Origin of the sequence: Vibrio sp. EA2, assembly GCF_033042495.1 — a bacterium.
GTDB lineage: Bacteria > Pseudomonadota > Gammaproteobacteria > Enterobacterales > Vibrionaceae > Vibrio.
This window is the reverse complement of sequence record NZ_JAWLID010000003.1, coordinates 635437-659353: the sequence shown is the minus strand read 5'-3', so window position 1 is coordinate 659353 and position 23917 is coordinate 635437. Positions and strand designations below refer to the sequence as shown.

Below are 23917 nucleotides of genomic sequence, written 5' to 3'. Positions count from 1 at the left end.
AGCGACACACGAGGTTCGAACTCGTGACCTCAACCTTGGCAAGGTTGCGCTCTACCAACTGAGCTAGTGTCGCATTTATTCTCGAAAGATATTCACTCTCAAAAGAATAATGGAGGCGCCTCCCGGAGTCGAACCGAGGTCCACGGATTTGCAATCCGCTGCATAGCCACTCTGCCAAGGCGCCTCATTGTGAGAAAAGTTAAGCTTTTCTCTCCACCCTTTTGAGCTGTGCTCTCTTGGGTACGGGATGCATTCTACGGATTCGAGCGATCGAGTCAACACTATTTTTATTTTTTTAAATCGTTTGACTAGATTTTGTGCGAAAGCCGGCGGATTGATTAGTTTTAATACGAAAAATCGCTGAAATACACTTGTTTATCATGAAACTTTGACTACTCACCTGCCATAGAAACCGCATACTCAGCCCATATCAACCGTTCATAATCGCGTTATCTACCACACCCGCTAAGTAACAGAAAGAAAAATAAGATCCATATCACATTTATTTTTGTGCCACCCTACCGGCAATATCACGGGCAGTAAAGATCACTAAGAGCAAAGAGGAGTGGCAAGATAATGGCTGGAATTAATATAGATACGACGGATACAAAAAAGCAGGCGTTGAGCGCCTGCTTCGTATCAATACTTATTTGTTAATGATGCTTCTCATCGAGCAAATCGTCTTTTGCAGCGGCGAGATACTGAATCATTGACCAATACGTGAGGAATGTCGCGATATACAGTGCAGCAAAACCAAGCCATACCATCCAGTCGTCATAGTGCCAAATCAGCACCCACAACGCGAACATCTGTGCGACGGTCTTTACTTTACCCACCCACGATACGGCAACACTTGCACGTTTACCAATTTCAGCCATCCACTCTCTTAAAGCGGAAATGATAATTTCGCGGGCAATCATGGTAACTGCGGGAATCGTAACCCAAATAGAGTGGTAATATTCGGTAATTAAAATCAACGCAGTCGCAACCAATACTTTATCAGCCACGGGATCGATAAACGCGCCAAACCGAGAAGTTTGGCCTAGTTTACGAGCCAACATACCGTCTAACCAGTCGGTAAAGCCCGCTACCCAAAACACCATTGCCGCAGCAAACGGTGCCCATGAATAAGGCAGATAAAAGACAACCACAAAAACTGGAATTAAGAACAGTCTAAGAAGAGACAGAATGTTCGGGATATTCAATCGCATTTTATTATTCTCTTACACATTGCGTGCTAATGTTGCGGGATTTTCCTTATTGTTTCAATGCTTGGAAAATAATTTCTGCTAAAGAGTGACTAATCCCCGGCACTTTGGCGATTTCTTCGACACTTGCACGTTTAAGTTCCTGTAATCCGCCCATATATTTTAACAAAGCCTGGCGTCGCTTCGGTCCAATGCCTTCGATCCCTTCTAACGCACTCGTGCGGCGAGTTTTGCCACGTTTCGCTCGATGTCCGGCAATCGCATGGTTATGGCTTTCGTCACGAATATGCTGAATAAGGTGAAGTGCTGGCGCGTCACTTGGCAGATTAAACTCATGGCCATCCACCGTAATTAGGGTTTCAAGCCCGGGCTTACGCGTGACACCTTTCGCAATACCAATCAGCCTTGGTCGTTTCGGCCAGTCTCCCCAGTGTTGTGAGATAATTTCATTCGCACGGTTCAGCTGACCTTTACCACCATCGATGAAAATGATGTCTGGGATTTTCTCCACATCCAGTTGCTTTGAGTATCGGCGTTCAAGTACCTGCCCCATCGCAGCATAATCATCGCCACCGGTAATACCCGTAATGTTGTAGCGACGATATTCTTGTTTTACCGGACCTTCATTATTGAAGACCACGCACGATGCAATGGTGCTCTCCCCCATTGTATGGGAGATATCAAAACATTCCATGCGAGCTATCGACTCCATTCCCAACGCTTCACGTAAGGCATGAAAACGCTGATTAATGGTCATCTTATGATTAATTTTAGTGGTAATTGCCGTCAGTGCATTGGTATTTGACAGTTTGAGGTAGCGCCCTCTGACTCCACTTGGAGACGTATGAAAATGCACCTTACGTCCCGCCACTTCGGTCAGGGCTTTTTGAATCGGTTCGATATCTTCTGCCAGCTCCTGATTGAGAATAATCCGGGCTGGAATGGTACGCGCTTCACTGTGGCTCAAGTAATACTGAGTTAAGAAGCTGTCAAACACTTCCTGCTGGCTGGTATTTTGTGGAATTTTAGGAAAGTGGCTGCGACTACCAAGCACCTTACCCTGACGAATCATCAGAATGTGAATACACGCAATACCGTTCTCTTGAGCAAACCCGAGTACATCCATGTCATCCATGCTGTCTTCAGAGACATATTGCTGTTCCTGAACCCGGCGAATTGCCTGGATCTGATCGCGAAACTTGGCGGCATCTTCAAAGCGTAACTGCTGGCTAGCCTGCTCCATTTTTTCAATCAGCTGCTTGAGCACCTGCTGATCTTTACCCTGAAGAAATAAGCGAACAAAACCCACTAATTCGGCGTATTCTTCGTCTGATATGATTGAGCTAACACATGGCCCGGCACAACGTCCAATCTGGTACATCAAACAGGGGCGGGTTCGGTTCGAGTAAACCGTATCTTCACATTGACGAACTGGAAATATCTTTTGCAGTAGGTGTAGTGTTTCCCGAACTGCACCAGAGTCGGGGTAAGGCCCAAAATACTCGCCTTTGCGTTTTTTAGCCCCGCGATGCATCGATAATCTCGGGTGTTTGTGCCCACTGATAAAGATATAGGGATAGGACTTATCGTCACGTAAAAGTACGTTGTATTTTGGTAAGTATTGCTTGATGTAATTGTGCTCAAGGATCAGCGCTTCGGTCTCGGTATGGGTTACCGTGACGTCAATTTTGGCAATATTACGTACAAGCGCGCGCGTTTTCTCACTGTCGACTTTTTTACGAAAGTAACTCGAAAGGCGCTTCTGGAGGTCTTTGGCTTTTCCGACATAAATAACAACAGCGTCGGCGTTGTACATTCTGTACACGCCGGGCTGATGAGTTACTGTCTTGAGAAAGGAAGCCGAATCAAAAGGAGGATTCACACTAAAGCGTCTCGGTGTCCAGCATTCCGTGACGAATCGCTAAGTGCGTTAACTCAACGTCGCCATTAATGTCCAATTTGCTAAACAATCGATAGCGATAACTATTAACCGTTTTTGGACTTAAGTTAAGTTGTTCAGAAATATCCGTTACTTTCTGACCCTTAGTGATCATCAACATGATCTGCAATTCACGTTCGGATAAATCTTTAAACGGGTTTTCAGAGGCTGGTGAGAATTGACTCAGCGCCATCTGCTGCGCGATCTCTGGAGAGATGTAACGCTGCCCACTATTTACCACACGAATCGCATTAACCATCTCGTCCGGGCCTGCACCTTTGGTTAAATAACCAGAAGCCCCCGCCTGCATCACTTTGGTTGGGAACGGATTTTCAGTATGAACGGTAAGTACGATGATTTTTACATCAGGGTTCAAGCGAAGAATCTTCTTAGTGGCTTCTAAACCACCGATTCCCGGCATGTTCATGTCCATTAAAACGACGTCAGCATGATTACTGCGACACCATTTTACTGCCTCTTCACCGCTGTCAGCTTCTCCTGCTACGTTCATTCCACGGACGTCTTCAATAATACGTCGTATCCCTGTGCGAACCAGCTCGTGATCATCTACAAGGAAAACATTTATCAAACTTGTATCTCCACACTTTCTATTGGTTCTGCACCCACATGCTGTTCTATGTGGATATCAGTATGACGCCTAATACTAACGTATTTGACGAAAAATTGCTTTCTATGAATATGTGCTCAAACGCAAACTTTAGCAAGAACTTATTCATAAACCACTCCGTAAAATCGGAGTGTGGTGTGCAGAACCGAAATATAATACAAGCTAATTAACAACATTAATTGTAATAAATCAAGCAACTAGATTTTATATTTCCCAGAGCAACTCAATATCCCCCTCAAATGGTTAATCTGTAGACAAGCAACCTTAGTCTGGCCTCTGATGCTCAAAATCCCTCTATAAGGAATGTTCACGTTTAAATTCCATCCCACTCTTTCGCGTGTTTTTACTTTTCGATAGCCGATCCTGACGCACATACTGGTTCGATGACAAAAGCAGCAACCATCATCACTGCGCGTTTTCTTCTTATCTCATGGTGCTAGAATACTGAACTTAAGCTATCGATAAGGTTTTTCTCATTTGAACATCCAGCAAGGATTCCTACTCACTCGTCAGGCACGAGATATCCAAGGTCAAACTCAGATTGAACTGTGGTTGTCAACAGAAGCCGGCCCTACCCAATTGCTCATTCACGGAGAGAAACCTGTCTTCTTTATTGCCCAATCAGAAGCAGAGCAAGCCAGAGAGGTCGCTCAGTCAAATAACATTTACGTCGAGTTCCGTGTGTTGGATATCAAAACATTTGAACACACCGCTCTTGTCGCTTGCTATACACGACTTACTCGAGACGCTATGGCGTTACAAGGTCACTTTTCACAACACGATATTACCACGTACGAAGGCGATATTCGGCTTACTGACCGCTATTTGATGGAGCGCTTCATTAGAGGCAGCATCGAGTTTACCGGGAATCATCAAGATCGGAGCGGATTTCAACGCGTTCAAAACGCTAAGTGCCGTTCCGGTCACTTTGAGCCCAAACTTCACGTAGTCTCTTTAGACATAGAGTGTTCTGAGAAAGGTATCCTCTACTCTATCGGTCTGGACAGTACAATGGACTCGCGCGTCATTATGATAGGCAACCCTGAACCTGCAGACACTCCGATACAGTGGGTACAAGACGAGAAGGCGTTACTGGACGCTCTGAGCGCCTGGTTTAAACAATTCGACCCTGATGTCATTGTCGGCTGGAACGTGATTGACTTCGACTTCCGCTTACTACACAAAAGAGCGGAATGGCACAACATGAAGCTCAAGTTAGGCAGAGCGGATCAAGCGAGTTTCTTCCGCAGCTCCTCACAAAGCCAGCAGGGGTTTATTTCCATTCCTGGCCGAGTGGTGATGGATGGTATCGATACGTTAAAAACCGCCACTTACCATTTCCGCTCCTGGTCACTGGAATCCGTCTCCCAGGAACTGCTCGGCGAAGGTAAAGAGATACACAACGTGCATGATCGCATGGATGAAATCAATCGCATGTATCGCTCTGATAAACCTTCTTTGGCGAAATACAATCTTCAGGACTGCGTGTTGGTTAATAAGATCTTTGAGCATACGCACCTACTCGCCTTCGCAATAGAGCGTTCACGATTAACGGGGGTCGAACTCGATCGGGTTGGCGGTTCAGTTGCCGCATTCACTAATCTCTATCTGCCGCAAATTCACCGCGCGGGTTACGTTGCACCCAACTTACACCCGGAAAACTGGATAGCCAGTCCCGGTGGATACGTGATGGATTCGATCCCGAACTTATACGATTCGGTTTTAGTGCTGGACTTTAAGAGCCTGTACCCTTCTATCATCCGCTCGTTCCTGATCGATCCCATGGGGTTGGTCGAAGGCCTGCAGCTTGAAATTGGCCAAGGGGACAACCAAGCCGTGCCCGGGTTTCGCGGTGGCCAATTTCATCGCACCAAGCACTTTTTGCCCGAAATGATCGAGAAACTTTGGGCTGCGCGAGACGTCGCCAAGAAAAACAATGAAAAAGCGTTCTCTCAGGCGATTAAGATCATCATGAACTCATTCTATGGCGTGCTCGGTTCCTCCGGCTGCCGCTTTTTTGATACGCGGCTGGCTTCCAGTATTACCATGCGTGGTCATGAGATCATGAAACAGACTAAAGTCCTGATCGAACAGCAAGGCTATCAGGTGATTTACGGTGATACGGACTCCACCTTTGTGTCGCTTAACCGCACTTACACTCAGGCCGAAGCGGACAAAGTCGGTAATCAGTTAGTTGAGTACATTAACTTATGGTGGCAGGAGCACCTCCGTTCGGAATATAACCTCACCTCCATGCTCGAAATCGAATACGAGACCCACTATCGTAAATTCCTGATGCCGACCATTCGTGGATCTGAAACGGGTTCTAAAAAGCGTTATGCCGGATTAATAGGGGAAGGAGAACAAGAGAGGATTATTTTTAAAGGGTTAGAGAGTGCACGAACAGACTGGACTGCCCTTGCTCAGAAGTTCCAAAGCGAGCTGTATAGAATGATCTTCCATGGTGAAGACCCAAGTGAATACGTACGTGAAATGGTTGAGAAAACCAATAATGGCGAATTTGATGATCAACTGGTTTACCAGAAGCAGTTACGCCGTAAGTTATCGGAATATCAGAAGAATATTCCGCCCCAGGTGCGTGCAGCCCGATTGGCAGATGAAATCAATGCCAAACTTGGTCGTCCTTTACAGTATCAGAATCGTGGCCGAATCAAATATGTGATTACCGTCAATGGCCCCGAGCCTCATGAATATCGCAATAGCCTCATTGACTATCAACACTATATTGATAAACAGCTAAAGCCTGTTGCTGATGCCATTTTGCCATTTATTGGCACTGACTTTGAAACGTTATCCGCGCCGCAGATGGGCTTGTTTTAATAACCGGTTTTAGCTAGCCGATACGAAACTCTGTTTTTTGATACTGCTTGACCAGCCAGTCGCCAAAACTATCCAAAAGGCCTATCACCGAGCGTTTAGGAATAGACCGTCCCGACAGCAGAATACCCAGCCGTTCGATCTCTAATTGCTTTTCTGGATGGTAGGTCAAAAACGCCTGACCACACTCAAGTGGATCATCAAACCAGCGTTTATCGCGGTACATAATCAGAGAATAAGACGCGCGAAGTAACTTTTTTGCAATAGTCATTTGAGCTGGAAGTTGCTCTTGCGCATTTTGTGCCTGGGCAATCTTAGTGCGGTAGACCGAGAGCCACTCTTCCACGTCCATATTCCAATGTTTTGCAATTTCCCAACTTGGCACGTATTCACCAAAACAATCCGCTAAGTCATCCCCATAAATACAGACACAGCAATGCTTGAGCATAAAGCCCCAGGTAAAAATACTGTCGAGATTGGCGACATCACTGACCAGTGCCGTTCGGATTGAGACACCATTGACATGCGGATATCCTTTCTGCGCTCGCCATCTAATGGTGTTCAACAGCGTCGTTCTATTTGCTTCAAATGGTGCTTTAGTCACCACAACTAAGTCTAAATTAGACTTCCCAGCAACCGCCGTTTTTCGTGCAACGCTGCCATAGACATAGATACTGTGTAAATTCTGCCCCAGCCCACTTTTCAGGCACATCAGTACTTCTTTGATCAAGGGGGCGAACTCGCTTTGAAAAGGCAGTTTAGAGTCAATAACGGGAAGAGACATTGGAAATAACGCGATCTCAGGCTTAAGATTCAGGGACGTTATGATCCACCAGCACTGAGTTTGGATCAAGCTTAATCACGTGTTTATTCGTGAGAACTGAGGCCAATTTCAGCGATGAATTTTAATGCCAGAAAGCCAACTTAGCGCTATAATCACCGAGTTTTGCTTAATAAGTATCAATAGGAATATACAATGCCAAAGGCAAGTGAAATCAAAAAAGGCTTCGCAATCGAGTCTAATGGTAAAACTCTTCTCGTTAAAGATATCGAAGTAACGACTCCAGGCGGCCGTGGCGGCGCAAAAATCTACAAGATGCGTTGTACTGACCTGACAACAGGTGCACGCGTAGACGAGCGTTACAAGTCTGATGACGTTGTAGAAACAGTAGAAATGAACAAGCGTGCGGTTGTGTACTCATACGCAGACGGCGATGAGCACATTTTCATGGACAACGAAGACTACTCACAATACACGTTTAAAGAAGATGATGTAGCAGATGATATGCTGTTCATTAACGAAGACACGCAAGGTATCCACGTTATCTTGGTAGACGGTTCAGCGGTTGGCCTTGAACTTCCATCTTCTGTTGAACTAGTGATTGAAGAAACTGACCCATCAATCAAAGGCGCGTCAGCGTCTGCACGTACTAAACCAGCTCGCTTTGCTTCTGGTCTGACTGTTCAGGTTCCAGAGTACATTGCGACGGGTGACCGAGTAGTGATTAACACTGCAGAACGTAAATACATGAGCCGAGCATAAGCATGTCTGATTTGATTTCTTACGACGACGTTATCGACGCAGCGTACGACATTTTTCTTGAAATGGCTCCGGATAATCTCGAGCCAGCTGATGTTATTCTGTTTACTGCACAGTTTGAAGATCGTGGTGCCGCAGAACTTGTCGAAACCGGTGAAGACTGGGTTGAACATGTAGGCTTCGAGATCGACAAAGAAGTGTATGCAGAAGTACGAATTGGCTTAGTGAACGAGGAAAATGACGTATTAGATGACGTATTTGCTCGTATGTTAATCAGCCGAGACCCAGACCATAAGTTCTGTCATATGCTTTGGAAGCGCGACTAACGCCTCCCTATCAGAGTACAAACGCCAGCCTTCAAGCTGGTGTTTTTTTATCTCGCCTAATTTCAGATAAGAAAAAGGCTTGCCGATGGGCAAGCCTTTCTAATGTTTTAATCGTGCTTAACGATGCTTGTTGCGAACGCCTTGCTCACCCGCACTTTTCTTTGGCTTACGGCGAGCAGGATTGTTGCTGCGGCCTTTCGGCGTATTGACACGCTCTTCATGACGCTTAACGGCACGACGAATTTTTTGGCTACGTGCACGCTCACGCTTACGAGAGGTGTTATCTTTGTTCAGATCAAGCATGGTTTCTTTTTCTGGACGAAGTTCTACTAGCTCACGCAGGTAGTTTACTTCTTTCAGATCCAGCTCCATCCAACCACCGCGTGGCAGTTTTTTGTCCAGGAAGATATCACCGTAACGAACACGCTTCAGGCGGCTTACGGTACAATCTTGAGATTCCCATAGACGACGGACTTCTCGGTTACGACCTTCGTTGATTACAACATAGAAAGTGTGGTTCATACCTTCACCACCCGCGTAAACAACGTCTTCGAAACGCGCCATGCCATCTTCTAGCTCAACGCCTTTTACTAGATTACGAACTTTTTGTTCAGTTACTTCACCGAACACACGTACTAGATATTCACGCTCAACCTGGCGGCTTGGGTGCATTAGGCGGTTTGCCAATTCACCATCCGTAGTGAAAAGCAGCAGACCTGAAGTGTTTGCATCCAGACGACCTACTGAAATCCAACGCGAGCCACGAATTTTTGGCAGGCGATCAAAAACAGTACGGCGACCTTCTGGATCATGACGAGTACACAGTTCACCTTCAGGCTTGTAGTATGCCAGCACACGACAGACCACTTCCTCTTGTATCTTCGCAGACACAATGTGACCATCGATACGAACGACACTGCTCTCATCTTCAAGTCTTTCACCAAGTTTAGCAACATTACCGTTCACGCTTACGCGACCAGATTTAATTAACGATTCAATCTCACGACGAGAACCGTGGCCAGCACGTGCTAATACTTTTTGTAACTTTTCGCTCATTTATCTACCTATGTGTCGTCTTCACAGACGTCTAGACCAGGATTGGTCTGTATTATGCAATCTACCCATTTTCACGGGATTTTTTCAGTCCGCCATTATACGTAACTTTCTGACTTAATGTAAGCGAAATCCTCTCTATTCTCAGCCTTATAAATTCAACCTAATCCAGTGTCTTATTTACCACTTTTTTCCTACTGTTCACCGTTATTTTGCCTAAGAACAGCACTTATTTGGAACTTTTCCGACCACAGGTTTAAAGCTTCAGCTGATAAAATTATCACGGTTGTTACCACAACAACTGACTGACCTGCCCGCAAAGACAATCAGACAAAAAGGACAACAAAATGTCAAACACAGCGCTTACTCTCAATTGGATATTTGGCACCTGCAACGATGACAATATGACAGGCACAAAAGGCACAGATACGACCGATATCTTCTTCGGTTTTGGCGGTAAAGATAATTTCGTTGGCTTCGACGGTGATGATTATATCTTCGGCGGCTGGAGCGAAGACAGTCTGTTCGGTGGGCGCGGCAATGATTTTATCTCTGGCGGATTCGGTAATGACTACCTGTCGGGTGGTTTAGGCAATGATACGCTGTTTGGCGGATTCGGAGACGACATCATTTTCGATTATTCAGGAAATAACTTCATCAGCGGCGGTTGGGGAAATGACACCATTGTCATCGGTGACGGCGAGTCCGTTTTAAGTGGTGGTTTTGGCAATGATTCCTTTGTGCTGACCAACCGAATGGCGATTGGTGTTCCCGATCAACCCGTTTCTTCTAATGACATAGATGTGAAAGCAGAAGTTCTGGATTTCAATATTTTCCACGATAAATTAGTGTTTGATTTCGGACACGACACCAATGATGACGGCATTCGCGATACCTTCCTCGACTCTGCCGATGATCTGACACTTTCATACAACGAAAGTGGTTGGGCGGTATTCTCCAGTGATGAATACAATGTTGAAGTCACCTTAAACGGCGTTACTTCAAATTATATTGATTATGCGGATCACAAAGGGATCGATCTTTTCGAGTTCGCTTAAATGGTATTAACAAACACGTTTTGCGCAACGATACGCTAAATAGAAAGGAGGCATAGCTGCCTCCTTTATCTCGTCTGGTTATAAAACACTTATTCGAATGGAGCCGGGTCACCCGATCCTAAACGAACCACGACAGGCTCCCCTTCACTAAAATCGATAACCGTCGTCGGTTGTTCGCCCAGGTAGCCGCCATTGAGTATCACATCGACCGCATGCTCTAACTTATCGCGGATATCTTCTGGATCGGATTCAGTGACGCCACTGTTAGGCAGGATTAACGACGTAGACATCATTGGCTCACCTAATGCTTCTAAAAGATCAAGCGCAATCTGGTTGTCCGGGACACGAATACCTATCGTCTTACGCTTGGCATTCATTAAACGACGCGGCACCTCTTTTGTGCCTTTGAAAATGAATGTGTAAGGCCCTGGCGTGTTATTTTTCAGTAATCGAAATGCACTGTTATCCACTCGAGCATAAAGCGAAAGCTCGGATAAATCACGACACAACAACGTGAAGTTGTGCTTATCGTCTAAGCGACGAATCTGACAGATACGTTCTAATGCCTGTTTGTTCTCCAGTTGACAGCCAAGTGCGTAACCCGAATCGGTTGGATAAACCACGACACCGCCGTTACGAATGATTGCTACTGCTTGATTGATCAAGCGAGCCTGTGGGTTTTCTGGATGAACGTAAAAAAACTGGCTCATTGTAATTCCTCATTATCGAGCCTCTCGGCTCTATATCCTTTATGGAGCGTGGACTTCGTTGTTATCCAACGAAGGATCAATACCCCAATCTTTCCAAACTGGTTCTACGCCGGATGGCAACCAGAGGTTTCTACCTAATTCCATCCAAGGAGATGGATAGTGAAAGTCACTACCTTGGGACGCTAATAGTTTGTATTGTATAGCATAATCCGCCAGGTTGCGCCTTTCTTGTTGTGCTTGTTGTGGCTGAGCGACTTCCATCGCGTCGCCATTTGCTTCCGCGAACGCCGCAAGAAGACGCTTAATCCACTTTGCGGTCAACTGATAACGACCCGGATGAGCTAACACCGCATGGCCACCAGCAGCGTGAATCGCATCAACGGCATCTTTCATCGAACACCAATTTGGTGGCACATAACCCGGATTGTTTCGCGTTAAGTACTTTTTAAATACCATTTGCATGTTTTTAGCGAAGCCATTATCGACCAGCCACTTGGCGAAGTGCGCTCGTGTAATTGGCGCGTCACCCGCTATCTGCTGCACTTCTTCCAGTACGCCCTCTCGGGTGGCTTTCTGAAGACGTGAGGCGATCAACTCAGAACGTGTAATACGATGCTGCTTTTGTTGCTCAATAAGCGTCTTCAACGCTGGATTATCGGGGTCAATATTCAAACCGACGATATGGATATCTTTATTTTGCCAAACGGTTGATATTTCTATGCCGTTAATGATTTTGATCGGCAGTTGATTCTCTTCTACATACTGTTTCGCCGGTACTAGCCCGTCAACAGTATCATGATCTGTAATCGCCAAAACTTCGATATCAAAACTCAGTGCCCTATCCACTAAATCTTTCGGTTCCAGTCGACCATCAGAGGCTGTGGTATGGCTATGTAAATCAATTCTCATATTTTTATCGTTTTAATGCTGTTTTGGGGTTGACTTTTTATCTCCGCACTAGTTAACTAGTACACAAATACAGAACACTTCATTCAAGGCTCACTATGTTACAAGAATTGAACCAAAACCAAAAAGCGAAAGTTGCAGTTTGTCTGAATAAGACAAGCTCGACAGATATTGCTTGGTGGCGCACTTGGACAAGTTCTTGGTGGGCGGACGTGTACTTCTAGTATAGAAATTCAAACGTTATTAAGCCCGCTGCCAAAGCGGGCTTTTTATTTTGTCGCCCTTTTACGTTCAACTGCTCAAACATTAATCGGATATCATAAACTCTTGATTGGGACTGCGCCTGGTTTATGCCACTATGTTCAGCAGGAAGATTAAAATAGCTATAAGGAGGTCTTGTGAACAAGGCCATTGAAATAAAGAATCTTGGACAACTGGAAGTGTTATCTGCTTCTGTTCCTTACACTCAAGACCCAACCCGCTTGTTTCACACTCTGTGTGAAAATAAGACGGATAGCTTACTTCTGGAATCTGCGGAAATTGATTCGAAACAGGACCTGAAGTCACTTTTGATCGTTGACTCTGCGGTTCGCATCGTTTGTTTTGACCATACCGTCACCATGCAGGCATTAACAGACAATGGTAAAAACTTGCTTGCTCATCTCAATAAGAACGTACGTAGTGACGTCACTTCTCAATTTGATGGTGAGACTTTCACACTTGAATTTTCCCAGCCATGCGACACTCTGGATGAAGACTCTCGCTTACGTGAAGCTTCTTCATTCGATGCACTGCGCTTAGTTCAACACAGTTTTGATCTAGAAGATAAAGATAAGCACGCGATTTTCCTCGGTGGTTTATTCGCTTACGACTTAGTGGCAAGTTTCGAACCTTTGGGTCATGCAGATGCGACCAATCAATGCCCAGATTACGTTTTTTACGTTGCCGAGACACTACTCGTCGTTGACCATCAAACTGAGTCTTGCCATTTGCAAGCAACGCTATTTGTCGATAACTCACAACAAGCGACCTTAGAAGCTCGCATTGCAGAGATCGGCGAACAGTGTAGCGCGCCTAAGCATCTGCCTAGTGCGGCCAAACTGACCGATGTGACAGCTCAACCAAGCATCTCGGATGAAGACTTCTGCGAGATTGTCAGTGATTTAAAAGAGTACGTAGTGAAAGGGGATATTTTCCAGGTTGTTCCTTCACGCCGTTTCACTCTTCCTTGCCCTTCCCCACTAGCGGCATACAAAGAGCTGAAGAAGAGTAACCCGAGCCCATACATGTTCTACATGCAAGATGAGTTATTCACTCTATTTGGCGCTTCGCCAGAAAGTGCTTTGAAGTACGAAACCGACACCAATCAGGTTGAGATATACCCAATCGCAGGCACTCGCCGCCGTGGTAAGCGCCCGAATGGAGAAATCGATTTCGATCTCGACAGCCGTATCGAACTTGAACTGCGTACCGACATGAAAGAGAACGCCGAACACATGATGCTAGTTGACCTGGCACGTAACGATGTAGCACGTATCTCTCAGGCAGGCACTCGCCACGTGGCTGACTTACTCAAAGTCGACCGTTACAGCCACGTCATGCACTTAGTATCTCGTGTGGTTGGCCAGTTACGTGAAGATCTAGACGCATTGCACGCTTATCAGGCCAGCATGAATATGGGCACCCTAACCGGCGCACCAAAAATTCGCGCGATGCAGTTGATTCGTGACGTGGAAGGGGTACGCCGCGGAAGCTATGGCGGTGCAGTTGGCTACCTAACCGGAGAAGGCACGCTAGATACTTGTATCGTGATTCGCTCTGCCTATGTTGAAAACGGTATTGCCCAAGTACAAGCAGGCGCAGGGGTGGTTTTCGATTCAGATCCACAAGCGGAAGCGGACGAAACCCGCGGTAAGGCACAAGCCGTTATTTCTGCTATTCAAGCAGCACACAAGGAGTAGTAGAGCATGGCTAACATTGTATTTATCGATAACTTTGACTCTTTTACCTATAACTTGGTTGATCAATTTCGTTCGCTTGGTCATTCCGTGACTATTTACCGTAATAACATTGCTGCCGAAAACATAGAGCATGCGGTCAATGAACTAGAGAACCCGGTGGTACTTCTGTCTCCAGGTCCGGGCGCTCCTTCTGAAGCGGGCTCAATGCCAGACTTAATTCAGCGCATGAAAGGCAAAGTGCCAATGATAGGCATCTGTCTTGGCCATCAGGCCATCGTTGAAGCCTATGGCGGCACGGTTGCGGGCGCAGGTGAGATCATTCACGGCAAAGTGTCGATGATGGAGCATGACAAGCACGCCACTTACGCCAATTTGCCATCACCACTGGCCATTGCCCGTTATCACTCATTGGTCGCAACCTCTGTTCCAGAAACGCTAACCATTACCGCTGAAGTGGATGGATTAACCATGTCAGTAGTACACGAGCAAGATAAAGTTTGCGGATTCCAGTTCCACCCGGAATCGATCATGACCACGTATGGAGCAACCCTATTAGCCAATGCTATCGAATGGGCCCTTGAGAAAAACAACGCATAAGGATATAGGGAGAGAAATTATGGAAGCTATCAACAAACTATACGATCAACAGTCTCTTACTCAAGAAGAAAGTCAGCAACTGTTCGATATCATTATCCGTGGTGAGCTCGATCCAATTTTGATGGCATCGGCGCTAACGGCACTCAAGATCAAAGGCGAAACGCCAGATGAGATTGCTGGTGCGGCAAAAGCCCTGCTTGCCAACGCAAAACCGTTCCCGCGCCCAGATTATGACTTTGCCGATATCGTCGGTACAGGCGGTGATGGTCACGATACCATCAATATTTCTACTACAGCGGCCTTTGTTGCGGCGGCATGTGGTCTAAAAGTCGCCAAACACGGTAACCGTAGTGTATCGAGTAAATCCGGTTCTTCTGATTTACTCGACTCTTTCGGCATCAACCTTGCCATGAGCCCAGAAGAAACACGCCAAGCTATGGATGAGATCGGCGTTGCATTTCTGTTTGCCCCTCAATACCACGGCGGTGTGCGTCATGCGATGCCTGTGCGTCAAACGATGAAAACACGTACGATCTTCAATATTCTTGGCCCATTGATTAACCCAGCGCACCCTAATATTGAATTAATGGGCGTTTACAGCGAAGAACTAGTTCGTCCTATCGCGGAAACCATGCTACAAATGGGTATGAAGCGCGCAGCAGTGGTACACGGTAGTGGTTTGGATGAAGTTGCTATTCATGGACCAACCACAGTGGCAGAGATTAAAGATGGTCAAATTGTTGAGTACACACTGACGCCAGAAGACTTCGGCTTAGAGACACACCCGCTAGAAGCAATCAAAGGTGGTGCTCCTGAAGAGAATAAAGCAATCATCACCAATATTCTCACAGGAAAAGGAACCGATGCTCAGCTGGGCGCTGTCGCTGCGAACGTTGCATTGCTCATGCGTCTGTTCGGTCACGAAGATTTAAAAGCCAATGCGCAGCAAGCGATTGAGGCAATGAATTCAGGCAAGGCTTACCAGTTAGTTCAGCAACTTGCCGCACACGCTTAAGGACATAATCAAGATGACGGATTTCAACACTCAAAAAGCTGACAACCTTTCTGAGCACGTGTCAAAAAAAGAAGCAGAAATGGCGGAAGTACTCGCTAAGATTGTTCGCGACAAAACGACGTGGGTCGCAGAACGCAAAGCTTCTCAGCATTTGAGTACTTTTCAATCCGAATTAGAACCTTCAGATCGTAGCTTCTACGATGCGCTCAGCAATGATAAAACCGTATTTATTACTGAGTGTAAAAAAGCCTCACCTTCTAAAGGGCTCATCAGAGATGACTTCGACCTAGACTACATTGCATCGGTCTACAACAATCATGCCGATGCCATTTCCGTTTTAACCGACGAGAAATACTTTCAGGGCAACTTCGACTTTATTCCGCAAGTGCGCAATCAGGTCACTCAGCCGGTGATTTGTAAAGATTTCATGGTGGATACCTACCAAGTTTACCTGGCACGTCATTATGGTGCGGATGCTATTTTGTTGATGCTATCTGTACTCGATGATGAAGAGTACAAAGCATTAGCTGAAGTCGCTCACAGCCTAAACATGGGCATTCTGACAGAAGTCAGCAACGAAGAAGAACTGCACCGTGCGGTTGACTTAGGCGCACGTGTTATCGGCATCAACAACCGTAACTTACGCGACTTGAGTACCGACTTAAACCGCACCAAAGAGCTGGCACCGTTGATTCGAAAACTCGCACCAGAAGCGACCGTTATTTCAGAGTCAGGGATATACACCCACCAGCAAGTCCGCGATTTAGCGGCTTATGCGGACGGATTCCTGATTGGCAGCTCGCTTATGTCTGAAGACAATCTGGAGCTCGCGGTTCGCAAGGTGACATTGGGTGAAAATAAGGTTTGTGGCTTGACCCATCCTGACGATGCAGCAAAAGCGTATAAAGCAGGAGCCGTATTTGGCGGTCTGATTTTTGTGGAACAGTCTAAGCGAGCGGTGGATTTAGAAACGGCTCGGCTGACGATGAGTGGTGCGCCACTTCTATACGTAGGCGTGTTCCAAAATCATGAGATTGATTTTGTGGCTTCGATAGTCACATCGCTTGGCTTGAAAGCAGTGCAATTGCATGGCGCAGAAGATCAAAACTACGTCAACCAGTTAAAAGCTGAACTTCCTGCTGGCGTTGAGATCTGGAAGGCCTATGGCGTCAAAGAGACTATACCTGCTTTACTGGTAGAAAACGTTGACCGTCACTTGCTCGATGCACAAGTCGGCAACCAGTCTGGCGGCACTGGACAAGCATTCGATTGGTCTCTTATCGGCGACCCAAGTCAAATCATGTTAGCAGGTGGACTGTCGCCTGAGAATGCTCAACAAGCGGCGTCATTAGGTTGCTTGGGATTAGATTTAAACTCTGGCGTAGAAAGCGCGCCAGGTAAAAAAGATGCACAGAAGTTGCAGGCCGCGTTTAACGCAATTCGCAACTACTAAAATTATTCGTAGCAAAAAAATACGAGAAGGACTATCACGATGGCAAAACTGAATGCCTACTTTGGCGAATATGGCGGTCAGTACGTTCCGCAAATCCTTGTTCCAGCATTGGAGCAACTAGAGCAAGCGTTTATTGACGCGCAGGAAGATCCTGAGTTCCGCAGCGAATTCATGACGCTTCTTCAGGAATATGCAGGTCGTCCTACGGCACTGACGCTTACTCGAAACTTGACCAAAGGTACAAAAACAAAGCTGTACCTAAAGCGTGAAGACTTACTCCACGGCGGCGCACACAAAACTAACCAGGTGTTGGGTCAGGCTCTACTTGCTAAACGCATGGGCAAGAAAGAAATTATTGCCGAAACAGGCGCTGGCCAACACGGTGTCGCTACAGCACTAGCGTGTGCACTACTTGGCCTGAAATGTCGTGTGTATATGGGTGCCAAAGATGTTGAGCGTCAAAGCCCCAACGTATTCCGTATGAAACTGATGGGTGCGGAAGTGATTCCGGTACACTCAGGCTCTTCCACGCTAAAAGATGCGTGTAACGAAGCACTACGTGATTGGTCTGCGACTTACGAAGACGCGCACTACCTATTAGGTACTGCCGCGGGCCCTCACCCGTTCCCGACTATCGTTCGTGAATTCCAGCGCATGATTGGTGAAGAAACCAAGAACCAGATTCTGGCTCGAGAAGGACGTCTTCCAGATGCTGTTATTGCTTGTGTTGGCGGTGGATCTAATGCGATTGGCATGTTTGCTGACTTCATTGAAGAAGAAAATGTACGCCTAATCGGTGTCGAACCAGCAGGTAAAGGCATTGATACCGACCAACACGGTGCGCCACTTAAACACGGTAAGACAGGCATTTATTTCGGTATGAAAGCGCCGATAATGCAAGATGATAACGGACAGATCGAGGAGTCCTACTCAGTATCTGCAGGTCTGGATTTCCCATCTGTCGGCCCTCAACACGCGCACTTGAATGCGATTGGCCGTGCAGAATACGCTAACGTCACTGATGACGAAGCGCTAGAGGCGTTCCAGGAAATCGCTCGTAGCGAAGGTATCATTGCGGCCCTTGAATCCTCTCACGCACTTGCACACGCGCTGCGTATGGCTCGCGAAAACCCAGAAAAAGAACAGCTTTTGGTGGTCAACTTATCCGGTCGTGGTGACAAAGACATCTTCACCGTACACGCCATCCTAGAAGAAAAAGGAGTGATCTAATGAGTCGTTATGAGAAGATGTTTGCTCGCCTGAACGAAAAGAACCAAGGCGCGTTTGTACCGTTCGTAACGGTTGGTGACCCAAATGCAGAACAATCATACAAAATTATGGAAACCCTGGTTGAATCCGGTGCAGACGCACTTGAGCTAGGCATTCCGTTTTCTGACCCACTAGCCGATGGCCCGACAATCCAGGGCGCGAATAAACGTGCACTGGAGTCTGGTGCAACACCTGGCATCTGCTTTGAGCAAATCGGCAAGATTCGCGTAAAGTATCCAGAACTACCTATTGGCCTTCTGATGTACGCCAACCTGGTTTACTCCCGTGGTATTGAAAGCTTTTACGAGCTTTGTGCAAAAGCGGGCATCGATTCTGTTTTGATCGCCGATGTACCAACCAATGAAAGCGCGGAGTTTGTTGCAGCGGCAGAAAAATTTGGTATTCACCCGATCTTTATTGCTCCGCCAACGGCCAGTGATGAGACTTTAGAACAAGTTGCAGAGTTGAGCGGCGGTTACACATACCTGCTTTCTCGTGCAGGCGTGACAGGTACCGAAACCAAAGCGAATATGCCAGTCGGACAATTGTTAGAGAGACTAAACCAATATGATGCACCACCAGCATTACTTGGCTTCGGTATCTCTGAGCCAGAGCAAGTAAAACAAGCGATAGAAGCTGGTGCTGCAGGTGCGATTTCTGGTTCTGCAGTCGTTAAAATTATCGAGACCAACGTGGAGCAGCCACAAGTCATGCTGGATAAACTTGGTGAGTTTGTTTCGGCAATGAAAGCGGCTACACAGAAATAAGACAAGACAAAAGTCGAATCAGCATTATTAATGAGTAATATACGCCCACTGATGAATAATCAGTGGGCGTTTTTGTATAACACTCATTGCGTTTATTCTCTGTTTAAACAAAAGGCTATCCCTCTCAAATAGAGACTCATCACAAATTGAGATCATAACCCTCTTACAAGATACGTGTTCGGAGAGCACCGAATTATAAAATGTTAAAATAGCGGGTGTTAAAGTGCAGCATTAAGGTACCGACATGGAAGACATAAAAAAGTTGTTACTTCAGTGCCCCGTTTTATCGGGATTACCTGAAGAGGGTATTAATGACGCGGTACAAATCGCACGAACTCGATATTTCGATGAAAAAGCACTTATCTGCAGTAAAGGCGATAAACATTCGTCTCTGATGGTTATTGCCAAAGGTGATGTAAGAGTCAACTCAATTAGCGCAAAAGGAAAAGAAGTCACCTTAATGATTTTAGTTACCGGCAGTTGGTTTGGTGACAATGTATTTTCACCCGGTACGCCACGAATCTTTGGCGCGACCGCTCATTCAGATGTCACCCTGTTAGAACTGCCGGGCGAGAAGTTTCGCCAATTGTTAGCTAAATACCCACAAAGTTATCCGGTAATCCTAGACCTTTTGAGCCGAAGGCTCTGGTCGGCAATCTCCGTGATAGAAGATGATGCAATAAGAGGTATTGAAGAACGCATTGGCCGTCGGCTGCTTTTACTCGCAGCCTATCAAACCAATCAGGCAATCAGTGCAAGCCCGTGCGTCGTGCGTGTGACAAGAGAACACATAGCCAATATGATGGGAATAACACGCCAAAGTGTGCACAAAGTATTAAAGAAAATGGAAAGCTTGGGAATACTGACTCTGAGCTACGGGAGCATCACAATTCCCAATCCTTTAGCAATGGAAGAGTATCTCAAACAACTCGAATAACGCCGATGTCTGTATCGCACCCACCGTTTCTTAGAAGACAAAAGCCAGCTGAGTCAGCTGGCTTTATAATGAAAACACGGTTTATGCGGCTTTGAGCTCTGCTTTCAATTCGCGCTTTAAGATCTTACCCGTTGCGCTCATCGGAAGCTGATCTCGAATCTCAACAAATCGAGGATATTTGAACGCTGCCAGATGCTCACGTCCCCAAACCTGAAGATCTGCCGCTTCAATGTCCTGATCAGGCTTAAGCACCACGTAAGCCTTAATTTCCTCTCCGTACTCTTGATGAGGAATACCAATCACCGCTACCATGGCAACAGCAGGGTGTGTCATAAACACTTCTTCGATTTCACGTGGATAAACGTTGAAACCACCACGAATAATCAAATCTTTGATTCGATCCACAATGAACAGGTTACCCGACTCATCAAAACGACCAACGTCTCCGGTGTGGAACCAGCCATCTTTCAGCACTGATTGTGTTACTTCGGGGCGACCGAGATAACCTTTCATCACGTTGTGACCACGAACGACAATTTCCCCTTCTTCACCTAAAGGGACTTTATTGCCTTCTAAATCAACGAGTTTAACCTCAACACCCTGAATAGGCTGTCCTACAGAGCCAGGAATTCGCTCTTGATCTAAATGGTTGAAGCAGGCAATCGGGCTGGTTTCAGATAAACCGTAACCTTCCAAAATTGGCACATTGAATTTTTCTTCAAATGCACGGAACACTTCTGTAGGGAGAGGAGAACCACCACTTGCCGCAACTCGAAGAGAAGATATATCAAAGCTAGCCTCTGCATGAAGCAAACCGATGTACATCGTTGGCACACCAGCAAAAATGGTCACCTTGTGTTTTTCGATCAATTCAAGAACATGGGAAGGTTCAAATCGAGGAACAAGAATCAGAGTTGCACCACTCAAAACACTCGCATTCAAGTGCACGGTTTGACCAAATGTGTGGAATAGAGGCAACGTCACCAAGTGTACATCGTCCGCCTGAGCCGCCATGATATTCTGCCCAACAATGGCATTCATAATGATGTTTTGCTGTGTGAGTTCCGCACCTTTCGGCATTCCCGTCGTACCTGAGGTATATAACACAACACAGGTGTCATCGGCATTACGAGGCACATAATCAGCCAGCGGTTCAACATCACGAATGAAAGCGTTGAGTGTTGGTACACCACCCCACTCTAAATCAGCCTGAGACTGAGTCATGATTACCATGTTTTCACACGTATCCACTTCTTTAAAAGCTTTCACACCTTCTCTGGCCATTGGCAGCTCTGGCGTACCTTCAAAGCAGAAATAAAACTTAGCGTCTGAGTCTTCTAGGTGATATTTAATTTCTCTCGCTTTCAACAGCACATTCAGCGGTACGGCAACGGCACCCGCTTTTTGAACAGCGAAATAAATAAACGCAAAGAAAGGCAGATTCGGACACGACAATGCGACTCGGTCACCCGGTTTGACGCCGCTGTTAATCAACGACGCCGCAATTTTGCCTGCGATCGCATCAAATTGAGAATAAGAAATTTCCAAGTCACCGCATATCAACGCTGTTTTATCAGGCTTACTGGCAGCATTTCGCTGCAACGCAGCAGCAAGATTCATCATAATGACTCCACCTCTAGATTATTGGCATTCACGTTGTTCTTAAGGATTCAACAACAAAAAGTTAACGATAGAGTGGCTTTCTATGGTTCTTTGCATCTTCAACCCGCCACTTGTTAACATTATATTTACAAGAGTTAGAATCCTAAGAATGTAAAATATTTAACATTTGTAACCGTAAAATCACGAAAGTGTGAGCTTGAATCCTAATTATTGTCAGAAATATCAGGTGATAATTACGCTCGTATCGAAACAGCAAGCGGTAAAGAATATGTTAATAACTATTAACATCGGGATAAACCCGTTTAATCAACCAAACCAATTCAACCTCAGTAAGCCATCCAAAAACTCAATAGCAAACGTTTGCTCCTGGGCAAAAAATTAGCATTCGTCAATAAAATATCGATTATTTCATCAATAACCCTGCTGCACATATTGCCAATTGTGAATGATAAGTGTAAAAACAGGGGCGAAATTATTACCCACCCATTTACTCGTAAATAGTGTGTAATTTTAGGATTTTTAAATTTATTAGCACAGAGGTTATGGAAGTGTTAAAAGAAAAGAGTTTGCTAAACAACATTGGCCTACAAGTCGTCATCGCAATGATCGTGGGTACAGCTGCCGGTGCCCTGATGGGTCACGACGCTACGGTCTTCGCGCCACTTGGTGCTATCTTTATCAACCTTATCAAAATGCTAGTAATCCCACTGGTTGCTGTCGCTTTGATTTCTGGTGCAGCTGGTCTTGGTAACAGTCAATCTGCCGGTAAAGTTGGCTTGGTAACGCTAGGTTACTTTGGACTAACGTCAGCTTTAGCCGTTGCACTTGCTCTATTCATGGGTGAAGTATTCCAACCAGGCATCGGTATCGACGTTTCTGGCGTTGAAGGCATGTTCTCAGCTGAATACGCATCTAAAGGTGAACTACCTTCTTTTTGGGCGACCATCACCGGTATGATCCCAACCAACGTTTTCCAGTCACTGAATGATGCGAACATTCTGCAGATCTTAGTATTCTGTATGTTCTTCGGTATTGCGATTTCTCAGCAAGCTAAAGAGCGCCGTGATCCTATCATCAACGGTGTTAACTGCATTGTTGACGCGATGGTTTGGATGATCAACAAAGTGATGGTTATTGCGCCGATTGGTGTATTTGGCCTAATGGCTGAAGCGGTTGGTACGTTTGGTTTTGGCGCACTGATGGTTGTGTTCAAACTTTTCGTTGTCTACACAGCAGCTATTCTGATCTTTGGCTTCATTGTTTACCCAGCAATGGTTCATATTTTCACTAAGACATCAGCGAAGAAATTCCTTTCTTCAATGAAGAAGCCACAAGCAGTTGCACTATCAACAGCTTCTTCAATGGCGACACTGCCTGTAACGATGGACACTTGTGAAAAAGATCTTGGCGTTAGAAACTCTACCGCTTCGTTCGTTCTGCCTCTTGGTGCAACGATCAACATGTCTGGTAACGCGATTTACTACGGTTTGGTAGCCATCTTCTTCGCGCAATTATTTAACATTGATCTAGGCATGGGCGCTTACATCGCGATTATCGTAACGTCTACTCTTGGCGCTGTTGGTCAGGCTGGCGTACCGGGTCCATCATTCTTGGTTGTTGCGGTTCTGCTAGCGGCTGGCATTCCAATTGAAGGCCTGCCACTACTATTCGCTCTTGACCGTATCTTCGATATGATTCGTACAGCTCTTAACATCACTGGCGATGCAGCATGTGCTGTTATTGTTGATGCATTAGTAGAAGAAGAAGTTCAAACAGAAACAGAAGTTGAGCTTAACAAGCAAGAAGCTTAATTTTCTTTACCCTATTTTTATAAGCCGCTCTAGAGGAGCGGCTTTTTTTTGTCCAACTTTTGTATTAGGTAACCATATCAACAGAAACTGGTAGCATAATTTATTTAACATGATATAACCGACCTATAAAACATAAAAAATGTCAGTGCTAGGTTATCTCATGAGTCTAAAGTTATCTTTAGGCCTGATCTCCAATACAGATTGGTCTATTCTTAAAAATCAGAGTGTTGCACATAGAAATGAGTGGCGCGCAAAATATCACACTCTCCTCGTAGTCC

Annotated in this window: 21 protein-coding genes, 2 tRNA genes and 1 other annotated feature; of the genes, 13 read left to right on the top strand and 10 right to left on the bottom strand. The window is 45.8% G+C overall.

Translation table 11 applies throughout. The features are described 5' to 3' along the window. The 5 genes from RXX31_RS10935 to uvrY form a co-directional block, all read right to left on the bottom strand. A tRNA-Gly gene (locus RXX31_RS10935) sits at positions 1 to 73 on the bottom strand. Between the two features lie 37 nt (positions 74 to 110). After that, a tRNA-Cys gene (locus RXX31_RS10930) sits at positions 111 to 184 on the bottom strand. Positions 185 to 653: 469 nt separating this feature from the next. Further along, a complete protein-coding gene (pgsA, locus tag RXX31_RS10925; RefSeq protein ID WP_317589328.1) occupies positions 654 to 1211 on the bottom strand; it encodes a CDP-diacylglycerol--glycerol-3-phosphate 3-phosphatidyltransferase in 558 nt (185 codons plus the stop codon). A gap of 46 nt (positions 1212 to 1257) precedes the next feature. After that, a complete protein-coding gene (gene uvrC / locus RXX31_RS10920) occupies positions 1258 to 3090 on the bottom strand; it encodes an excinuclease ABC subunit UvrC (protein ID WP_317589326.1) in 1833 nt (610 codons plus the stop codon). A 1-nt stretch (position 3091) separates the two neighbouring features. Continuing rightward, positions 3092 to 3736 carry a UvrY/SirA/GacA family response regulator transcription factor gene (gene uvrY / locus RXX31_RS10915; protein WP_237316149.1) on the bottom strand — a complete coding sequence of 215 codons (645 nt, stop codon included), beginning with the start codon at positions 3734 to 3736 and terminating at the stop codon, positions 3092 to 3094. Between the two features lie 516 nt (positions 3737 to 4252). Here uvrY and RXX31_RS10910 point away from each other — a divergent pair. Continuing rightward, a complete protein-coding gene (locus tag RXX31_RS10910) occupies positions 4253 to 6616 on the top strand; it encodes a DNA polymerase II (protein WP_317589324.1) in 2364 nt (787 codons plus the stop codon). Positions 6617 to 6629: 13 nt separating this feature from the next. Here RXX31_RS10910 and RXX31_RS10905 read toward each other — a convergent pair whose 3' ends face one another. Then, on the bottom strand, positions 6630 to 7397 hold the full coding sequence (locus tag RXX31_RS10905; RefSeq protein WP_317589323.1) for a nucleotidyltransferase domain-containing protein: 768 nt from the start codon (positions 7395 to 7397) through the stop codon (positions 6630 to 6632). 192 nt (positions 7398 to 7589) lie between these two features. Between RXX31_RS10905 and yeiP the strand changes: the two genes are divergently transcribed. Then, entirely contained in the window at positions 7590 to 8156 is a 567-nt protein-coding gene (yeiP, locus tag RXX31_RS10900) for an elongation factor P-like protein YeiP (RefSeq protein ID WP_317589321.1), read from the top strand. A gap of 2 nt (positions 8157 to 8158) precedes the next feature. Then, entirely contained in the window at positions 8159 to 8479 is a 321-nt protein-coding gene (locus tag RXX31_RS10895; protein WP_014232400.1) for an HI1450 family dsDNA-mimic protein, read from the top strand. Between the two features lie 117 nt (positions 8480 to 8596). Here RXX31_RS10895 and rluB read toward each other — a convergent pair whose 3' ends face one another. After that, entirely contained in the window at positions 8597 to 9535 is a 939-nt protein-coding gene (rluB, locus tag RXX31_RS10890; RefSeq protein WP_317589319.1) for a 23S rRNA pseudouridine(2605) synthase RluB, read from the bottom strand. 344 nt (positions 9536 to 9879) lie between these two features. On the opposite strand from rluB, the gene RXX31_RS10885 reads away from it, so the two are divergent. Further along, positions 9880 to 10590 carry a calcium-binding protein gene (locus RXX31_RS10885; RefSeq protein WP_317589317.1) on the top strand — a complete coding sequence of 237 codons (711 nt, stop codon included), beginning with the start codon at positions 9880 to 9882 and terminating at the stop codon, positions 10588 to 10590. An 89-nt stretch (positions 10591 to 10679) separates the two neighbouring features. Here the strand turns inward: RXX31_RS10885 and RXX31_RS10880 are convergent, their stop codons facing one another. Together RXX31_RS10880 and rnm are read right to left on the bottom strand one after the other, a co-directional pair. Further along, positions 10680 to 11300 carry an L-threonylcarbamoyladenylate synthase gene (locus tag RXX31_RS10880; RefSeq protein ID WP_317589315.1) on the bottom strand — a complete coding sequence of 207 codons (621 nt, stop codon included), beginning with the start codon at positions 11298 to 11300 and terminating at the stop codon, positions 10680 to 10682. A gap of 39 nt (positions 11301 to 11339) precedes the next feature. Next, positions 11340 to 12209, bottom strand: a complete 870-nt coding sequence (gene rnm, locus RXX31_RS10875; RefSeq protein ID WP_317589314.1) for an RNase RNM — start codon at positions 12207 to 12209, stop codon at positions 11340 to 11342. A gap of 95 nt (positions 12210 to 12304) precedes the next feature. Here rnm and RXX31_RS10870 point away from each other — a divergent pair, with 95 nt between their 5' ends. The 8 genes from RXX31_RS10870 to RXX31_RS10835 all read left to right on the top strand — a co-directional run bounded on the left by RXX31_RS10870 (position 12305) and on the right by RXX31_RS10835 (position 20205). Further along, positions 12305 to 12430 (top strand): Trp operon leader peptide, encoded by a 126-nt coding sequence (locus RXX31_RS10870; protein ID WP_317589313.1) that lies wholly within the window; start codon positions 12305 to 12307, stop codon positions 12428 to 12430. Then, positions 12377 to 12480: a sequence feature (Trp leader region), on the top strand. Its footprint overlaps the gene before it by 54 nt. Before the next feature lie 124 nt (positions 12481 to 12604). Then, positions 12605 to 14167 carry an anthranilate synthase component 1 gene (locus RXX31_RS10865; RefSeq protein WP_317589312.1) on the top strand — a complete coding sequence of 521 codons (1563 nt, stop codon included), beginning with the start codon at positions 12605 to 12607 and terminating at the stop codon, positions 14165 to 14167. Positions 14168 to 14173: 6 nt separating this feature from the next. Then, positions 14174 to 14764: an aminodeoxychorismate/anthranilate synthase component II gene (locus RXX31_RS10860; protein ID WP_317589311.1), complete on the top strand. Its 591-nt coding sequence runs from the start codon at positions 14174 to 14176 to the stop codon at positions 14762 to 14764. 19 nt (positions 14765 to 14783) lie between these two features. Further along, positions 14784 to 15779 (top strand): anthranilate phosphoribosyltransferase, encoded by a 996-nt coding sequence (gene trpD / locus RXX31_RS10855; RefSeq protein WP_317589309.1) that lies wholly within the window; start codon positions 14784 to 14786, stop codon positions 15777 to 15779. Between the two features lie 13 nt (positions 15780 to 15792). Next, positions 15793 to 17232 carry a bifunctional indole-3-glycerol-phosphate synthase TrpC/phosphoribosylanthranilate isomerase TrpF gene (gene trpCF, locus RXX31_RS10850; RefSeq protein ID WP_317589307.1) on the top strand — a complete coding sequence of 480 codons (1440 nt, stop codon included), beginning with the start codon at positions 15793 to 15795 and terminating at the stop codon, positions 17230 to 17232. 39 nt (positions 17233 to 17271) lie between these two features. Then, complete coding sequence (trpB, locus tag RXX31_RS10845) at positions 17272 to 18462, top strand: tryptophan synthase subunit beta (protein ID WP_317589306.1); 1191 nt, start codon at positions 17272 to 17274, stop codon at positions 18460 to 18462. Further along, entirely contained in the window at positions 18462 to 19268 is an 807-nt protein-coding gene (trpA, locus tag RXX31_RS10840; protein WP_317589305.1) for a tryptophan synthase subunit alpha, read from the top strand. The genes trpB and trpA overlap by 1 nt, the downstream gene beginning before the upstream one ends. A 244-nt stretch (positions 19269 to 19512) precedes the next feature. After that, the gene (locus tag RXX31_RS10835) at positions 19513 to 20205 is read left to right on the top strand and encodes a Crp/Fnr family transcriptional regulator (RefSeq protein ID WP_317589303.1); all 693 of its coding nucleotides are present in this window, start codon (positions 19513 to 19515) and stop codon (positions 20203 to 20205) included. Between the two features lie 81 nt (positions 20206 to 20286). Here RXX31_RS10835 and RXX31_RS10830 read toward each other — a convergent pair whose 3' ends face one another. After that, positions 20287 to 21828 (bottom strand): long-chain fatty acid--CoA ligase, encoded by a 1542-nt coding sequence (locus tag RXX31_RS10830; RefSeq protein WP_317589302.1) that lies wholly within the window; start codon positions 21826 to 21828, stop codon positions 20287 to 20289. 542 nt (positions 21829 to 22370) lie between these two features. Here RXX31_RS10830 and RXX31_RS10825 point away from each other — a divergent pair. Further along, positions 22371 to 23639, top strand: coding sequence for a dicarboxylate/amino acid:cation symporter (locus RXX31_RS10825; protein ID WP_317589301.1), 1269 nt, complete (start codon positions 22371 to 22373; stop codon positions 23637 to 23639). Positions 23640 to 23917 lie beyond the last annotated feature (278 nt).